Annotated in this window: 17 protein-coding genes; 11 read left to right on the forward strand and 6 right to left on the reverse strand. The window is 67.8% G+C overall.

What is annotated here, in order from left to right:
* Positions 1 to 191: 191 nt before the first annotated feature.
* The 3 genes from AruCF_RS21635 (at position 192) to AruCF_RS21645 (ending at position 2991) form a co-directional block, all read left to right on the forward strand.
* Positions 192 to 1217 (forward strand): ABC transporter substrate-binding protein, encoded by a 1026-nt coding sequence (locus AruCF_RS21635; protein WP_049076075.1) that lies wholly within the window; start codon positions 192 to 194, stop codon positions 1215 to 1217.
* 102 nt (positions 1218 to 1319) lie between these two features.
* A complete protein-coding gene (locus AruCF_RS21640; RefSeq protein ID WP_049076076.1) occupies positions 1320 to 2174 on the forward strand; it encodes an ABC transporter permease in 855 nt (284 codons plus the stop codon).
* 1 nt (position 2175) lies between these two features.
* Positions 2176 to 2991, forward strand: coding sequence for an ABC transporter permease (locus tag AruCF_RS21645; RefSeq protein WP_049076077.1), 816 nt, complete (start codon positions 2176 to 2178; stop codon positions 2989 to 2991).
* A gap of 65 nt (positions 2992 to 3056) precedes the next feature.
* On the opposite strand, the gene AruCF_RS21650 is transcribed toward AruCF_RS21645, so the two are convergent.
* The 5 genes from AruCF_RS21650 to AruCF_RS21670 are packed head-to-tail and all read right to left on the reverse strand — an operon-like array spanning position 3057 to position 7293.
* Entirely contained in the window at positions 3057 to 4019 is a 963-nt protein-coding gene (locus AruCF_RS21650) for a 2-hydroxyacid dehydrogenase (protein WP_049076079.1), read from the reverse strand.
* A 4-nt stretch (positions 4020 to 4023) separates the two neighbouring features.
* Positions 4024 to 4503, reverse strand: a complete 480-nt coding sequence (locus tag AruCF_RS21655; RefSeq protein WP_049076081.1) for a type II 3-dehydroquinate dehydratase — start codon at positions 4501 to 4503, stop codon at positions 4024 to 4026.
* Positions 4504 to 4514: 11 nt separating this feature from the next.
* The gene (locus AruCF_RS21660; protein ID WP_080977489.1) at positions 4515 to 5135 is read right to left on the reverse strand and encodes a glutathione S-transferase; all 621 of its coding nucleotides are present in this window, start codon (positions 5133 to 5135) and stop codon (positions 4515 to 4517) included.
* A 50-nt stretch (positions 5136 to 5185) separates the two neighbouring features.
* Entirely contained in the window at positions 5186 to 6184 is a 999-nt protein-coding gene (locus AruCF_RS21665) for an NAD(P)H-quinone oxidoreductase (RefSeq protein WP_049078097.1), read from the reverse strand.
* 5 nt (positions 6185 to 6189) lie between these two features.
* Positions 6190 to 7293, reverse strand: a complete 1104-nt coding sequence (locus AruCF_RS21670; RefSeq protein ID WP_231891659.1) for an ABC transporter ATP-binding protein — start codon at positions 7291 to 7293, stop codon at positions 6190 to 6192.
* 350 nt (positions 7294 to 7643) lie between these two features.
* Between AruCF_RS21670 and AruCF_RS21675 the strand changes: the two genes are divergently transcribed.
* Positions 7644 to 8903 (forward strand): flavin-containing monooxygenase, encoded by a 1260-nt coding sequence (locus tag AruCF_RS21675; protein WP_049076083.1) that lies wholly within the window; start codon positions 7644 to 7646, stop codon positions 8901 to 8903.
* A 113-nt stretch (positions 8904 to 9016) separates the two neighbouring features.
* On the forward strand, positions 9017 to 10015 hold the full coding sequence (locus AruCF_RS21680; protein ID WP_049076086.1) for a YihY/virulence factor BrkB family protein: 999 nt from the start codon (positions 9017 to 9019) through the stop codon (positions 10013 to 10015).
* A gap of 60 nt (positions 10016 to 10075) precedes the next feature.
* Here AruCF_RS21680 and AruCF_RS21685 read toward each other — a convergent pair whose 3' ends face one another.
* Complete coding sequence (locus AruCF_RS21685) at positions 10076 to 10561, reverse strand: MarR family winged helix-turn-helix transcriptional regulator (RefSeq protein WP_235432701.1); 486 nt, start codon at positions 10559 to 10561, stop codon at positions 10076 to 10078.
* A gap of 232 nt (positions 10562 to 10793) precedes the next feature.
* Between AruCF_RS21685 and AruCF_RS21690 the strand changes: the two genes are divergently transcribed.
* The 6 genes from AruCF_RS21690 to AruCF_RS21715 all read left to right on the forward strand — a co-directional run bounded on the left by AruCF_RS21690 (position 10794) and on the right by AruCF_RS21715 (position 16719).
* Entirely contained in the window at positions 10794 to 12251 is a 1458-nt protein-coding gene (locus AruCF_RS21690; protein ID WP_083036850.1) for a 2-hydroxymuconic semialdehyde dehydrogenase, read from the forward strand.
* A 26-nt stretch (positions 12252 to 12277) separates the two neighbouring features.
* Positions 12278 to 12709, forward strand: coding sequence for a RidA family protein (locus AruCF_RS21695; protein ID WP_049078098.1), 432 nt, complete (start codon positions 12278 to 12280; stop codon positions 12707 to 12709).
* An 84-nt stretch (positions 12710 to 12793) separates the two neighbouring features.
* Positions 12794 to 13759: a LysR substrate-binding domain-containing protein gene (locus tag AruCF_RS21700; protein WP_063569904.1), complete on the forward strand. Its 966-nt coding sequence runs from the start codon at positions 12794 to 12796 to the stop codon at positions 13757 to 13759.
* A 152-nt stretch (positions 13760 to 13911) separates the two neighbouring features.
* On the forward strand, positions 13912 to 14463 hold the full coding sequence (locus AruCF_RS21705) for a 3-hydroxyanthranilate 3,4-dioxygenase (RefSeq protein WP_049076093.1): 552 nt from the start codon (positions 13912 to 13914) through the stop codon (positions 14461 to 14463).
* Positions 14464 to 14491: 28 nt separating this feature from the next.
* Entirely contained in the window at positions 14492 to 15493 is a 1002-nt protein-coding gene (locus tag AruCF_RS21710; RefSeq protein ID WP_049076094.1) for an amidohydrolase family protein, read from the forward strand.
* A 50-nt stretch (positions 15494 to 15543) separates the two neighbouring features.
* Complete coding sequence (locus tag AruCF_RS21715; protein ID WP_049076095.1) at positions 15544 to 16719, forward strand: ABC transporter substrate-binding protein; 1176 nt, start codon at positions 15544 to 15546, stop codon at positions 16717 to 16719.
* Positions 16720 to 16748: the final 29 nt, after the last annotated feature.

Below are 16748 nucleotides of genomic sequence, written 5' to 3' on the forward strand. Positions count from 1 at the left end.
TCCGGGGGCCGGTCTCGGAAATTCCGACCCGGACCATGACCCGGGCCGGGCCATCCGGGTTTACGCGGCGCCTCAGGAATTGCGAGCCAGGCCTAAGGAAAAGGCGACTTGGCCGCTGCCGCACGGCTCTCCCATCATCTGGATTCCGGTCGGCGGCGTTCGGCGGGCACAAAACATTCAAGGGGTTTGCAATGATTCGACAACTTACGGCAGTCGGTCTCTTTTCCACCGTCCTGCTGGCCAACGTGGCCTGGGCCGAGGACGCGCTCGTGGTCAGCACCTGGGGCGGCAGCTTCCGCGACCTGATCGACGAGAACATCGGCAAGGAATTCACGCGCCAGACGGGCGTACCGGTCAAGTACGTCACCGGCGGCACCATCGACCGGCTGAACAAGGCCAAGCTGGCCAAGACGCCCGAAAGCGACATCACCTTCACCACCTCGCACATCGGCTGGCTGTACGTCGATGGCGGCCTGTTCGAAAAGCTCGACACCGCCAAGCTGCCGAACTACGCCAACCTGGTGGATCGCGCCAAGGTCAGCCCCTACCACGTGGGCAGCTGGGCGTACGTCTACACGATCGGCTACCGGCCCGACCTGGTCCCCAAGGACATCAAGTTCGATAGCTGGAACGATCTGTGGAATCCCGCCCTCAAAGGCAAGCTGTCGGCCCCCGATTTCGACCCCAGCCACATCATCACTGTGGCCGCCCTGCTATCGGGCGGCGATGCCACGTCGTGGGAAAAAGGCACGGACAAGCTCAAGGCCCTCAAGCCCAATTTCAAGGCGTTCTACACCAACGACGCCAACAGCCAGCAGTTGATGGCGACGGGTGAAACGCCGGTGCAGATCCTGCTGTCGATGAACGCCTACTACATGATCGGCCAGGGCGTGCCGATCAAGGTCGCGATGCCCAAGGAAGGCGCCGTGCTCGGCATCGATACCATGGGCATCATGAAAGGCAGCGCCAAGACCGACCTGGCCTACAAATTCATGAACATCGCGCTCTCGCCCGAGGTTCAATCCAAGATCGTGGCCTACAAGAAGGCCAGCCCGGTCGTCACCAATGCCAAGGTCTCGGCCGAGGATGCCGCGTTGCCCGGCGTGTTCACCACCAAGGAGCAATGGGACAAGCAGGCCATCGTCATCGACGACAAGCTGCGCGCCGAGAAGACCGCGACCTGGCGCAAGTGGTTCACAGAGAACCTCATGAACTGACGGCCGCGGCGCCGCCGCGCGCCGCGCCCGCGTCCCGGCCGCCAACCCGGCCGGGACGTGAACCTTTTCCGCAAGCAACCTCAAACGGAAGTCATACGATCCATGAACACGCGCTCCGGCCTGAGAGGATGGCTGATATCGCCGGCGGGCCTCATCGCATTGTGCATCGTGGTGGCGATGGCCGCCGTGCTGCAATTCAGCGTGCGCGCCTTCATCCCCGGTTCGATGGAAGTCGGCGGCTTGACGCTGGCCAACTTCTCGGGGCTGGGCAAGTCGATCTACCTGTCGGCGTTCCTCAACACCCTGCTGCTCAGCATCGAGACCACCGTGTGCTCGCTGCTGGTGGCGTACCCGCTGGCCTACGCGTTGGTGCGCGTACGCCGCCGGCTGCTGAAATCCTGCATCCTGATCATCTCGATCACGCCGCTGTTCCTGGGCGAGATCGTCCGCACCTATTCGTGGATCATCGTGCTGGGCAACAACGGCTTTCTCAACACCCTGCTGCGCCAGCTCGGCCTGATCGAGCAGCCGCTGAACCTGATGTTCACGCACCTGGGCGTATTGATCGCGCTGGTGCACGTGACGATACCGGTGGTGGTGCTGATGCTGGCCACCGCCATCTCGCACATCGACCGCGACTATGAAAAAGCGGCCCAAAGCCTGGGCGCGGGGCCGGTGCGCACCTTTCTCACAGTGACGCTGCCCCTATCCATGCCGGGCATCATCGCCAGCATCACGACCGCCTTCGCCTGGACCTTCAGCGCGTTCGCCACGCCGCAGATGATCGGCGGCGGCCGCGTGCCCACCGTTTCCACCCTGGTGTACCAACTGGGGTTCTCCTCAATGAACTTCCCGCTGGCGGCCAGCCTGAGCATCAGCGGCCTGGCCCTGACGGTCGCGGCGCTGCTGCTGCTCGGCCGCGCCACCAAGCGCCTCAAGGCAATCGGAGCCCACTGACATGGCTTTCAAACCCCCTTTGCCGCTGCGCCTGGGCGCGCCGCTGCTCATCTGCGTGATCCTGGCGTTCGTGCTGCTGCCTGTGTTCGTGGTCACGCTGGCGTCGTTCAACGACAAGGCGCTGTTGACCTTTCCGCCGCAAAGCTGGTCGCTGCGCTGGTACACGCGGGTGTTCACATATCCCGATTTTCAGCAGGGATTTCGCGCCAGCCTGATCGTGATGGCCTGGACCTCGACCCTGGCCCTGTTCATCGGCACCGCGTTGGCCATCGCGGTCAAGCGCATGGGGTTCCCCGGCAAGGAGCTGCTGCAGGCGATCCTGCTCTCGCCGCTGGTGATTCCGCATTTCACGCTGGGACTCGGTTTGCTGATCCTGGCCGCCCAGCTCGACGTGAATCGCGGTTATGCCCTGGTGATCCTATGCCACGTGATGCTGGTGCTGCCCTTCGTCATGCGCAGCGTCTACGTCTCGATGGAGAACATCGATGAACGGCTGGAACAGGCCGCCGCCAGCCTGGGGGCTTCGCCGTTGAAAGTCATGGCCACGGTGACCATCCCCCTGCTGGCGCCCGGCCTGTTCGGCGGCTGGCTGTTTGCCGCCATCATGTCATTCAGCGAATTCACCGCATCGTTGTTCGTGACGACGCAGGCCACGCAGACGCTGCCCGTGTCCATGTACAACTATGTGCGCGAATTCGCCGACCCCACGCTGGCCGCGCTGTCGGTGGTCTACATCGCGGTGACGGCGGGCCTGCTGGCCTTCGCCAACTATTTCCTGGGACTGGGGCGCATCCTCAATATCGAGGACACGCGCTGACCCCGGCCGTAAAAAAAGCGCGGGATGGGATTCCCGCGCTTTCTCTTGCCTTGCCGCGATAGCGGTCAATAACCGCGTCCCGCATCAACCTGCTGCAGCGGCGCCTGGCCGCCAGACACCCGCAGGATGTTGTCGGCGATCTGCGCCGCCGCCGAGGCCGGAATGGCGACCGACGCCAGGTGCGGCGTGATCAGCACATTGTCCATCCGCCACAGCGGGTCGTCCGCCGGCAGCGGTTCCCGTTCAAAGACATCCAGCGTGGCCGCGCCAAGATGTCCGCTTTGCAGCAGGTCGGTCATGGCGGCCTGGTCGACCAGCGCCCCGCGCGCCACGTTGACCAGGGCCGCGCCCCGCGGCAGGCGCATCAGCCGCTGGCGGCCGAGCAGGCCGCGCGTCTGCGCGGTGAGCGGCAGCATGACCACCAGGATATCGGCCTGCGCGATGACCGCGTCGAGCGTCTCCATGCCAGCGTGGCACTGCACACCTTCGATATCGCGCGGGCTGCGCGACCAGCCCAGCACCGTCAGGCCCTGGCGCTGCAATTCGCGGGCCGCATAGGCGCCCAGTTCACCCAGGCCGAGCACCGCGACGCGGGTGTCTGCCGGCGCGCGCGGATGGCGGTAGGCCCACTGCCCCCGGCGCTGCGCCTGCTCGAACCAGGGAATATCGCGGGCGTGGCGCAGCGTGGCGAACAGCACATAGCCCGCCATCATGCGCGCCATCTCCGGGTCGGTGATGCGCGTGACCGGAACACCGGCGGGCAGGTCGTCACGTCCGACCAGCGAATCCACGCCTGCGCCCAGGTTGATGATCAGGCGCAGATTGGGCATGCGGGCGAAGAATCCGGCCGGCGGCTTCCACGCAAGTGCATAGTGGATGCCGGCCGGATCCCCGACCTCGCTGGAATGCAGGATGCGCAAGGCCGGCAGGCGGGCCTGCAACGCCCGGCGCCAGGTGGCGAAATCGTCGAACTCGCTGTAGAACACCAGCGCGCCGGAGGGCGTCACGTCATCTTCGCACATGGCCATGCCCTCATTGCGCGCGCGCGATCAGCCGTGCCATGGCTTCGATGGCCAGCTCGTAGCCATCGCCGCCCAGGCCCGCGATGACGCCGTCGGCCGCCTTGGACACATACGAATGGTGGCGGAAGGACTCGCGCCGCCAGATGTTGCTCATGTGCACCTCGATGATGCGGCCCGGAAACGCCAGTAGCGCGTCCAGGATCGGCACCGAGGAATAGGTCAGGCCGGCGGCATTGATGATCAGCCCGGGCGCCTGGCCGCGCGCTTCCTGGATCCAGTCGACCAGTTGGCCTTCGTGGTTGGATTGCAGGAAACGCAGACCCAGGCCCAGGCTGGCCGCCTTGCGCTCGCAACGCTCGCGCAGCACCGGGAAGCTGTCGCTGCCGTAGGTCTTGTTGGCGTCCAACCCATACAGATTGGCGTTGGGGCCGTTCAGGAACCAGAGGGTCGAGTCCGGCGCGAAGCCGGCATTGGCGGGGGAAGACGTCATGGCGCGTTGCCTCAAATGTCGTGGGGAAGCGTGGCCTGCATCGCGGGCAGGGCGGAAAACGCCTCTTCCCAGCGTGCGGCGGCGGTATGGCGGGCGCGCCAGTCCAACTCTGGAAAACGGAAGTCCAGATAGCCGAGGGCGCAGCCCAGGGTGACTTCGCCGATGGTGGGCGCGCGGGTGGCCAGCATCGGCGCGCATTGCTCTATCGCGTCCAGACAGGCCGCCACCTTGGCCAATTGCGCCTCGCGCCAGGCGGGCCATTGGAATTCTGCTGGCCGTGCCGTGTGTTCGTAGCGCGCCAGCAGGGCGGCGTCGAGCAGGCCATCGCCCAACGCCTGGCGGGTCAAGGCCTGCCAGCGGCGCGCGCCAGCCGCGGGAAACAGGTCGGCGCTGGCGCCCAGGTCGGCCAGGTACTCGCAGATGACGCGGCTGTCGTACAGGGCGGTACCGTCCTCCAGGATCAGCGTCGGGACCTTGGCCAGCGGGTTGTGCGCGGCGATACGGTCGTCGCGGCGCACGGGATGCGCCGCGCTTTCGAGCCATTGGATCCGGCCGGCCAGCCCCGCCAGGTGGGCGCAGGCCATGACCTTGCGCACATAGGGGGAGGTCGGGGCGTAGAGCAGTTTCAACATGGTCGGGAGCCTTATCGGAAGTCGCGGAACAATCGGACGGGCGGCGGGCCTCAAGGACGCAGCACCACTTTGCCGAACACCTCGCCGCTTTCGAGCAGGCGGTGCGCGGTCGCGGCCTCGGCCAGCGGCAGGTGGGCACAGACGCGTGGCGCCACGCGGCCATCGGCCACCAGCGGCAGTACGTGGCGAGTGATGGCCTGGGCCATGCGCGTCTTTTCCGTCGCGCTCTGCGGCCGCAGTGTCGAGGAGTGCAGGCTCAACTGCTTCTGCATCAACACCAGCAGGTCCAGCGTGACCGTGGATCCCTGCAGGAACGACAGGCTGAGATGACGGCCACCGAACGCGAGCGCCTGCAGGTTGCGCGCGACATAGTCGCCGCCGACCACGTCCAGCACCACGTCAACGCCACGCCCCTGGGTCAGGTCGCGACAGGTGGCCACGAAGTCCGTATCGCGATAGCACACCGCCTCGACCGCCCCCATCTCGCGCAGGGCGGCCAGGCGCTCGGCGCGGCCAGCGGTGGCGATGACCCGGGCTCCCGCCGCGTGCGCCATGCGGATCGCCAGCGTGCCGATGCCGCCGGCCGCGCCGTGGATCAGCACGGTCTCGCCCGTGCGCAGGCGGCCAAGCTCGAACAGGTTGTGCCAGAGGGTGAACAGGCCTTCGGGCAAGGCGGCGGCGGCGTCATCATCGACAGCGTCAGGCACTGGCAACGAATGATCCAGACGCGCCACGCACCACGGCGCATAACCGCCTCCCGGCAGCAGGCTCATGAGGCGTCGCCCGCGCAGCGCCTCGGGCACGCCCGCGCCGCAGGCCGCCACCTCGCCGCACACTTCCAGGCCGAGCACGTCGGTCACTCCTTCGGCCGGGCGCGCCAGCCCCTGGCGTTGCATGATGTCGGGCCGGTTGACGCCGGCGGCACGCACGCGCAACAGCACTTCACCCGGCCCGGGCGTCGGCACGGGCCGGGTGGCGAACATCAGGACATCGGCATCGCCCGGTTCGCGCGCGACGATGGCGCGCATGGCGGAAGGAGGCATCGACATGGCGGTCACGACGCGTCGAAGACGCTGACGCCCTGCCCCGGCAAGGCCAGGCCGGTCACCGCGCCCACCGGCCACTGGCGCGGCGCCTCCAGGCCGGCGCTGCGCACCATGACCCGCTGGCGGCCCGCCACGGGGATATCCACGTCGATATAGGAATCGATGTGGTCCCCCTGGAACACGTGATTGACCACGGTGCCGCTGAGCACCGATTCGCCGTGCAGGTGTTCCAACCGGATCTGTTCCGGCCGCACGTAGATGTCCAGTCGGCGGCCCTCGTGCGAACCGCCCACCAACCGCTCGCGCGGCACGCGGATCAGGCCAGCCCCGAGCCGCAGCAGGATGCCGTCGGACTCGGCGCCGTGATAGTGGGCGGGCAGGATGTTCACGTCGCCCAGGAACGAGGCCACGAACGGGTCCTGGGGATTGCGGTAGAGCTCGTCGGGCGTGGCGATCTGCCGGATCACGCCCGCGGACATCACCGCGATGCGATCCGACATGGCCAGCGCCTCGCCCTGGTCATGCGTAACGAACACCGTGGTGACGCCCAGGCGGCGCTGGATCTCGCGAATCTCCACCTGCATGGCGCCGCGCAGGCCTTTGTCGAGCGCAGAGAACGGCTCGTCCAGCAGCAACACCTTGGGCCGAATCACCAGCGCCCGCGCCAACGCCACGCGCTGTTGCTGACCGCCGGACAATTCGCGCGGTCGGCGCTCGCCCAGTCCGTCGAGCTTGACCAGCGCCATGGCTTCCCGCACCCGCTCGGCGATCTCGTCGGCCGGCAGGCGGCGCATGCGCAGGCCATAGCCGATGTTGCGCTCCACCGTCATGTGGGGGAAGAGCGCATAGTTCTGGAACACGATGCCGATCTGGCGCTGGTAGGGCGGCAGGTCAGTCACCAATTGGTCTTCGATAAAGACTTCCCCGTTGTCGGGCTCGGCAAAGCCCGCGATCAGGTTCAGCAGGGTGGTCTTGCCGCAGCCGGACGGTCCCAGCAAGGTCAGGAATTCGCCCCGCCGGATCTTCAGCGACAGTTCCTGCAACACGGTCTGCTGGCGGTATTTCTTGACCACGCCTTCCAGGCTGACCGCGCTGGAGGATTTCGGGGACAAAGGGCTGTTCTGCATGGCGGCTCGGAAGGATTCGACGGGGACTGCGCCTGGCGCGCGGCGCGCGTGGCGGCGGCGCGCTGGGCGATGGCATGGCTTGCAGCATACGGGAGGCCGGCGCGGCCGGCCGTTTGTGGATACCGAGGCGGGCCATCGGAAAAAACGAAACGCCGGGGTTCCGGCCCACGCGGGCAGTGATTTGCTTTTTCCTAAGCCCAGCGTCCAAAAAACCAAGTTATCAAGCGCGGCCATCTGGCCCACACTGCGCCTCATCCATGAGCGAACGCGCTCATGTCCCAGGCGACGATGCCGCGGCGTTCCGCGACGCCGGCCTCGATACTTCTCAGGAAAACATGTCAGTGGAAACAACCAATACCCTGGTGATTGGCGCCGGACAGGCCGGTATCGCAATGAGCGAACACTTGGGCGCGATGGGCATCGACCATATCGTGCTGGAACGCAAGCGCATCGCCGAACGCTGGCGCTCCGAGCGCTGGGACTCGCTGGTGGCCAACGGCCCGGCCTGGCACGACCGCTTCCCCCACCTGAAGTTCGATGACGTCGGCGCCGACGTCTTCCCGCCCAAGGAGCGCATGGCGCGCTACTTCGAGGACTATGCCCGCATGATCAACGCGCCGGTCCGCACCGGCGTGGAGGTGCTGCGGGTCCGGCGCAACCAGAAGCGCCCTGGCTTTACCGTCGCCACCTCGGCCGGCGAGATCGAAGCCCGCCACGTGGTCGTGGCCACCGGCGCCTTCCAGATCCCCCACTACCCCGAGATCGTGCCAGCGCAGGCCGGCATCCAGCAGATCCACTCGTCGGCCTACAAGAACCCTGGCCAACTGGTCGACGGCGCGGTGCTGGTCGTGGGCGCGGGCGCATCGGGCTCGCAGATTGCCGAGGAACTGCGCCGCGCCGGCCGCCAGGTCTACCTGTCGGTGGGCGAGCATTACCGTCCGCCGCGCGCCTACCGTGAACGCGACTATTGCTGGTGGCTGGGCGCGCTGGGCATGTGGGACGAGGTCCGGAAAAAGCCCAAGCGCGAACACGTCGCCTTCGCCGTCAGCGGCTACGACAACGGCAAGACCATCGACTTTCGCCGCATGGCTCACGAGGGCATCCAACTGGTCGGCGTCACCCGCGCATTCGAGCAGGGCGTGATGACATTCGAAGAGGGCCTGGCGCGCAACATCGCGCAAGGCGACGCCGACTACTTCGAGGTGCTGCGCGAGGCCGACGCCTATATCGAGCAGAATGGCCTGGACCTGCCGCCCGAACCCGAGGCTTGGCGCCTGCTCGACGATCCCGAATGCCTCAAGCACCCCATCCTGGCGCTGGATCTGGCCCAGGCGGGAATCACGTCCATCGTCTGGGCCACCGGTTTCAAGGTGGACTACCGCTGGATCGAGGCCGATATTCTCGACGACCACGGCTATCCGGTGCACAAGCGCGGCATCACCTCGGAAAAGGGCATTTACTTCCTCGGCCTGCCCAACCAGACCAACCGCTCCTCGTCCTTCATCTGGGGCGTCTGGCATGACGCGAAATACTTGGCGGATCACATCGGCATCCACCTGGACTACCTGGCCTACGAGAAGGAAAAGGCGCGCTAGCCAAGGTCGCGGACGGCGGCGCCAGGGGCGCCGCGCAGACTTGTTACGTTTGCAGGCGGGCAGCGAGCGGCGCAGTCCCTACAATGGGGGTTCGCCCGCAACCACCCAGACCCATGCGCCTTCCCCAAAGCCTGCGTGCCCTGCGTCCGTCCGAGATCGGCGGCCTGTTGATGGATTCCGCCAACCAATGGTCCACCCACCGCGCCTCCAGCAAGGGCGCGGCGCTGGCGCTGTATATGGTGTTCTCGCTGGCGCCGATGCTGATCCTGGTGATCGCGGTGGCCGGCGCCTTCTTCGGCGAGGACGCGGTACGGTCCGAGCTGTTCGCGTCGTTGCGCGACCTGACCGGCGAGCGCGGCGCCGAAGTGATCCAGACGGTGCTGGCCAGCGCCCATGAATCCGGCGGCGGCTGGATCGCGGCGCTGATTTCGATCTTCGTGCTGATCTTCAGCGCCACCACGGCCTTCGCCGAGCTCAAGGCCAGCCTGGACGAGTTGTGGGAAGTGTCCGGCAACCAGAAGGGCGGCATCCAGGGCATGGTGCGCAGCCGGATGCTGTCGTTCGGCCTGGTGCTGGTGCTGGCGCTGTTCCTGTTGGTCTCGCTGACCGTGAACGCGGCCCTGGGCGCCGCGCGCAAGTACTACGGCGACCTGTGGACCGCCTCGGCCTTCGCCACGGCGGCCGACTGGGCGTCGAGCCTGTTTTCGTTTTCGGTGGTGGTGGCGCTGTTCGCGGTGATCTTCAAACTGCTGCCGAGCGCGCGGATCTCCTGGCGCGACGTGATTCCCGGCGCCATCGTCACGGCGGCGCTGTTCCTGGTGGGCAAGTGGGGCATCGGCGTATACCTGAGCCGGGGCGCGGCGGTGTCGGCTTACGGCGCGGCCGGCTCGCTGATCGCGCTGCTGCTGTGGATCTATTACTCCGCGCAGATCTTTTTCTTCGGCGCGGTGTTCACGCGGCAGTTCGCGCTGCGGTTCGGGCGCGAGGCTCGGCCCAAGACGCCCGCCGCCTCCAAGGCTTCGGATGCGGATCCAGCGTCCGCCGTGCCGACATCGTCGGCGTCCGTGCCGGCATCGGCGCCGCCGGCATCACCGCCGTCGGACACGCCCTGAACCCGACGCCGCGTCCGTCACCCGCTGCGCTGGACGCGAGCCTTTCCCGCTCCTTTTTCCTCATGACGGCTCGGGTGATTCCAGCCCCGCCATCAGGCGCAGGCAGCGCAGGAACACGGGCCGCAGTTCCTCCGGGATCGGCGCCAGCACCTGCGCCTCCACCTGCGCATCACGCGGCAGCACCCGCGCCAGCAGCGCCATGCCCTCGTCCGTGATCTCCAGCGCATAGGCGCGGCCGTCCTCGGCAGAGCGCGTGCGCCGCACGTACCCCTTGGCGCTCATGCGGGCGATCATTTCGGCGAAGGAATTGCGGTCCAGCGCGATCAGCTCGGCGACCCGGTTCTGGGTCGCGCCCGGATTCTGGTAGACCGTGATCAGCAGGGCCTTCTGGCGCGGCGTCAGGTCCTCGTCGGGAAACGCCTGCGCGAACAGCGCCTCGGCCCGGAAATGGGCGCGGCGCAGCAGGTGCGAGGCCACGTGGGTCAGGTCGAATTCGCGCAAGGCGCGGGGCGGGGCCGGACGTGAGGTCGAACGGGAAACGGTCATCGGGCGTTCCATGGAGAGGGCCTGGCGATTGTAGGCCGAGGCACTCGTTGCCCCGAGGGTCCCGCGTGGCGGCCAGCCCGCGCCGCGGCAGGCGGCCAGCCCACCCACGTCGGCCCTCCTGGGGCAAAACCCTGCATTGACTTCGCGCCGGGCGCTGCCTAATATCCGCATAATAGTACGTATACGTACATTATCGCCAGCCTACCTCTCGGCCCTTCCCGGAATCCCGATCATGACGATCCGCCAGTTGCGCAACTACATCGATGGCCGCTTCGAAGACGGCGCGTCCACCTTCGACAAACACAGCCCGGTGGATGGCGCGCTGATCGCCCAGGCGCACGAAGCCAACCGCGAGCAGGTCGACCGCGCCGTCGCCGCCGCCCACCGCGCCCTGCCCGCCTGGGCCGCGCTGCCGGTCGGCCAGCGCACCGACCACCTGCTGGCGCTGGCCGACGGCATCAGCCGCCGCTTCGACGATTTCCTGCAGGCCGAGATTGGCGACACCGGCAAGCCGGTCTCCTGGGCCAGCCAGATCGACATTCCGCGCGGCGCCGCCAACTTCCGAACCTTCGCCGAGCTGGCGCGCACGCTGGACATGGAAAGCTACATGACCGACACGCCCGACGGCCGCCAGGCGCTGAACTACGCCTACCGCAAGCCGCTGGGCGTGGTCGGCGTGATCTCGCCGTGGAACCTGCCGCTGCTGCTGCTGACCTGGAAGGTGGCGCCGGCGCTGGCGTTCGGCAACACCGTCATCATGAAGCCGTCGGAGGTCACGCCCTCCACCGCCACGCTGCTGGCCGAGGTCGCGCACGATACGGGGCTTCCGCCCGGCGTGCTGAACTTGACGCATGGCTTCGGGCCGGGCTCGGCGGGCGAGTTCATCACCACGCATCCGGACATCGACGGCATCACCTTCACCGGCGAATCGGCCACCGGCGCGGCCATCATGCGCGCCGTGGCGCCGGGCGTGAAGCCGGTGTCGTTCGAGCTGGGCGGCAAGAACGCGGCGCTGGTGTTCGCCGACGCCGACTTCGAGGCGGCGGTCGACGGCACCGCGCGCTCGGTGTTCGCCAACTGCGGCCAGGTCTGCCTGTGCACCGAACGCGTGTACGTGCAGCGCCCGATCTACGAACGCTTCGTCGCCGCGCTGGCCGAGCGCGCGCGGGCGCTGCGCATCGGCTGGCCCAATGACGCGGACACCGGCATGGGGCCGCTGGTGTCGCGCGAACACCGGGAAAAGGTGCTGTCGTATTTCGCCCTGGCGCGCGAGGAAGGCGCCACCGTGGTCACCGGCGGCGGCGTGCCGGTGTTCGGCGATGCACGCGACGCCGGCGCCTACGTGCAGCCGACCATCTGGACCGGCCTGCCCGAGAGCGCGCGCTGCATCAAGGAAGAAGTGTTCGGCCCGGTCTGCCACGTGGCGCCGTTCGACACCGAGGAAGAGGCCATCCGCCTGGCCAACGACACCCGCTACGGCCTGGCCGCCGCCGTCTGGACGCAGGATTTGACCCGCGGCCACCGCGTCGCGCAGGCCATGAAGGTGGGACTGGCGTGGGTCAATTGCTGGTTCCTGCGCGACCTGCGCACGCCGTTCGGCGGCAGCGGCCTGTCCGGCATCGGCCGCGAGGGCGGCCGCCATTCGCTGCATTTCTACACCGAGCCCACCAACGTCTGCATCAAACTGTGAGCCACAGCGCCTTCAAGGACACCACCATGACCTCATCTTCCACCCGCGCCACCGTCGTCGCCGGCAAGGCCACGCCGCGCGGCAAGTATCCCCACATCAAGCGCGCCGGCGACTTCCTGTTCGTCTCCGGCACCAGCTCGCGCCTGCCCGACAACCGCATCACCGGCGCCGAGGTTGACGCCATGGGCACCGCCACGCTCGACATCCGCGCGCAGACGCGCGCGGTGATCGAGAACATCCGCGACATCCTGGCCAGCGCCGGCGCGGGCCTGGCGGACGTGGTCGAGATCAGTACTTTCCTGGTCAACATGAACGACTTCGGTGGCTACAATCAGGTCTACGGCGAGTTCTTCGACGCCGATGGACCGGCGCGCACCACCGTGGCGGTGCATCAGTTGCCGCACCCGCAATTGCTGATTGAGATCAAGGCGGTGGCCTACAAGCCGCAGGCGCGCTGAGCGGCGCGCGCGGCCATGGCGCCTGACCGCCTTGCGGCTTCGCCTTCGGAACAGGATCGCCGCCCCGCCGGGACGGCCGCGCGCATGTCGAACTTCCGCATCACGCCCAACGCGCTCAGCCACAAACTCAAGCTGCACCAGTTGCAGATCTTCGAGCGCGTGCTGGCGCGCCGCTCGCTGTCGCGCGCCGCCAGCGACATGCACCTGACCCAGCCCACCGTCACCAAGGCCATCCACGACCTGGAAGCGTTCTTCGGCGCGACGCTGTTCGAGCGCTCCAACCGCGGCGTTACGCCGACCGAGCTGGCGCTGGTGCTGGGCCGCCGCGTGCACGCCATGATGGCCGAGATCCGCTACATGGCCGACGACATCGACGCGGTGCTGGGCGGCGCCAGCGGCCACGTGGTGGTGGGCACACTGATCGCGGCCTCGGCCAAGCTGCTGCCCGAGGCCATCGCGCGGCTGATGACCGAGCACCCCGGCATCCAGGTCACGGTGCGCGAGGGGCCGTCGGCGCAGTTGCTGCCGGCACTGGCCACCGGCGACGTCGACATCGTGGTGGGCCGCCTGCCGGGCGCCGACATGGCGTCGATCTCGGGCGTCGCCGTCGACCACCACAAGCTCTACCGCGAGGACCTGTGCCTGGTGGCCGGCGCGCGCCATCCGCTGGCGGGCGCGGCGCGCGTGACGCTGGCCGAGCTGGCCGACCACATCTGGATCCTGCCCGCGCCCACCTCGCCGCTGCGCGCCTCGATCGAGCGCAGCTTCTTCGATGCCGGCGTGCGGCTGCCCACGCGCCACGTCGAATCGCTGTCGCTGCTGACCAATATCGGCATCCTGATGCACAGCGACGCGCTGGCGCTGATGCCCTACGACGCCGCGGCCCAGTTCCTGGCCATGGGCGTGCTGACGCGCCTGCCCACCGACGCCTTCGGCGCGTTTGGCGACGTCGGCTATTCGATCCGCGCCGACCGGCCGTTGACGCCGGCCTGCCTGCGGCTGGTCGAGTACCTGAAGCAGATCGCGGCGCAGCGCCCCGCCGGCGCCTGAGCGCCGGCCACCGCATCCGGGATATCCCGTTCAGGGAAACCCCGCGATAGATACCCCGCATATCCAACCGCGCAATTTCTATTGTGCCGCGGCCCCTTCCCCCGCCTAGACTTGCCTTCAACGAAGTCCGCAAGCGCCTCCCGGAGACCGTCATGCCCGCCTATGGCCCGCCCCTGAATTTCCAGCGTTGGATCCAGGACCATGCCCACCTGCTGCAACCGCCGGTGGGCAACCAGCAGATCTGGCAGGACGCCGATTTCATCGTCACCGTGGTCGGCGGCCCCAACCTGCGCACCGACTACCACGACGATCCACTGGAAGAGTTCTTCTACCAGGTACGCGGCAACGCCTGGCTCTCGCTGTGGATCGACGGCAAGCCCGAACGGGTCGACCTGAAGGAAGGCGACATCTTCCTGTTGCCGCCGCACGTGCGCCATTCGCCGCAGCGCCCCGAGACCGGCAGCGCCTGTCTGGTGATCGAGCGCCAGCGTCCGCAGGGGCTGCTGGACGGCTTCGAATGGTATTGCCCGCATTGCGGCCACCTGGTGCACCGCGTCGAGGTGCAGCTCAAAAGCATCGTGACAGACCTGCCGCCGCTGTTCCAGGCCTTCTATTCCAGCGAGGAAAAGCGCACCTGCCCCGGCTGCGGCGCGCTCCACCCCGGCAAGGCGCAGGCCCCCGCCGCGCAGCCGTCGCCCGCCTGACGCCCCCAACCTGTCATCCGCCCTCTTTATGACCCTGAAAATCGATATGCACGCGCACTTCTTCCCGCCCATCACGCGGCAGGAAGCAGCGGCGCTGGACCCGGTGGACGCGCCCTGGCTGCGGCGCGACGGCGATGGCTCGACCGGCCAGATCATGGCCGGCGACCGCCCCTTCCGCCCGGTCGATGCCACGTTGTGGGACCCGGCCCTGCGCGTCGAACAGATGGACCGCCACGGCGTCGACCTGCAGATCCTGTGCGCCACGCCGGTGATGTTCGGCTACGCCTATCCCGCGCGGGCCGCGGCCGACTGGGCCGCGCGCATGAACGACCTGGCGCTGGAGCACTGCGCCTTCGCGCCCGACCGCCTCAAGGCCTTGGCGCAGGTGCCGCTGCAGGACCTGGAGCTGGCCTGCCGCGAGGCCTCGCGGGCCCGCGCCGCCGGTCACCTGGGCGTGCAGATCGGCAACCACGTCGGCCCGCGCGACCTGGACGACGACACGCTGGTGCAGTTCCTGGTGCATTGCGCCGACGAAGGCATCCCGGTGCTGGTGCACCCCTGGGACATGATGACCGACGGCCGCATGAAGCGGTGGATGCTGCCGTGGCTGGTCGCCATGCCCGCCGAAACCCAGTTGGGCATCCTGTCGCTGATCCTGTCCGGCGCGTTCGAGCGCATTCCGCGCAGCCTGAAGCTGTGCTTCGCCCACGGCGGCGGCAGCTTCGCCTTCCTGCTGGGACGCGTGGACAACGCCTGGCGCCACCGCGACATCGTGCGCCAGGACTGTCCGCAGCCGCCCTCGTCGTACACCGACCGCTTCTACGTCGACAGCGCCGTGTTCGATCCGCGCTCGCTGCGGCTGTTGATCGACGTGATGGGCGAGGACCGCGTGCTGCTCGGTTCCGACTATCCGTATCCGCTGGGCGAGCAGGAGGTCGGCCGGCTGGTGTCGAATTCCGACCTGCTGCCCGCGGTGCGCCACAAGATCCTGTCGGCCAACACGCAGACGTTCTTCGGGCTGGACCGCTGAGCCGCCCGCCAACCATGACCGTGAGACACGGCAACGCAAGGGGATTCACCATGAAACGCATCCATCTGCTGGCCGCCGCCGCGGCCGTCGCCCTGGCGCCCGGCGCCGCCGCCTGGGCCGATGTGAAGATCGGCCTGTTGACCACCCTGACCGGGCCCGGCTCGGTGCTGGGACAGGACCAGCTCGACGGCTTCATGCTGGCCGTCGAACAGGGCGGCGGCAAGCTCGGCGGCGTGCCGGTGCAGGTCATCAAGGAAGACGACCAGTTCAAGCCCGAGGTCGGCGTGCAGGCCGCGCGCAAGCTGGTGCAGAGCGACAAGGTGCCGATCATCACCGGCGTGGTGTATTCCAACGTGATGCTGGCGGTGGCGCGGCCGGTCACCGGCGCCGGCGTGTTCCTGGTGGGCTCGAACGCCGGCCCCACCAACCTGGCCGGCAAGGACTGTTCGCCGTTCTTCTTCTCGACCTCGTGGAACAACACCCAGCGCCACGAAGGCAGCGGCGAGATGGCCAACCAGATGGGCTTCAGGAAGGTCTACCTGCTGGCGCCCAACTACCAGGCCGGCAAGGACGCCATGGCCGGCTTCAAGCGCTTCTTCAAGGGCGAGGTGGTCAACGAGGTCTTCACCCAGGTCAACCAGCCCGACTACTCGGTCGAGCTGGCCGCGCTGGCCGACGCCAGGCCTGATGCCGCCTATGTGTTCTTTCCCGGCGGCATGGGCGTGAACTTCATCAAGCAGTACCGCCAGGCGGGCCTGTTCGACAAGATCCCCCTGCTGTCGGTCGACACCATCGACGGCGCCACCCTGCCCGCGCTGCAGAAGGACGCGCTCGGCGCGGTCACCAACGTGCCGTACTCGCCCGACCTGGACAACGCCGCCAACAAGGCCTTCGCCGCCGCTTTCCGCCAGAAGTACGGCCGCGAGCCGTCCAGTTACGCGGCCCAGTCGTGGGACGCGGCGCAACTCATCGGCTCGGCGCTCAAGCGCACCGGCGGCAAGACCGACGACAAGGAAGCCTTGCGCAAGGCGCTGGAGGCGGCCGATTTCCAGTCGGTGCGCGGCGAATTCCGCTACCAGCCGAACCACTTCCCGGCGGCCGGCTTCTTCCGCGCCGACGTGGCGGCGGGCGCGGACGGCAAGGTCGGCTTCGTCAACAAGGGCCCGATCTTCGCCGACCTGTCCAAGGTCTCGGACCAGTACGCCGCCCAGTGCGCCATGAAATGACGCCGGCCTGCCGGGCAATAACGAGGTAA

The sequence above is a fragment of the Achromobacter ruhlandii genome, assembly GCF_002082135.1.
In the GTDB taxonomy this organism is placed as follows: Bacteria; Pseudomonadota; Gammaproteobacteria; order Burkholderiales; family Burkholderiaceae_B; genus Achromobacter; species Achromobacter ruhlandii.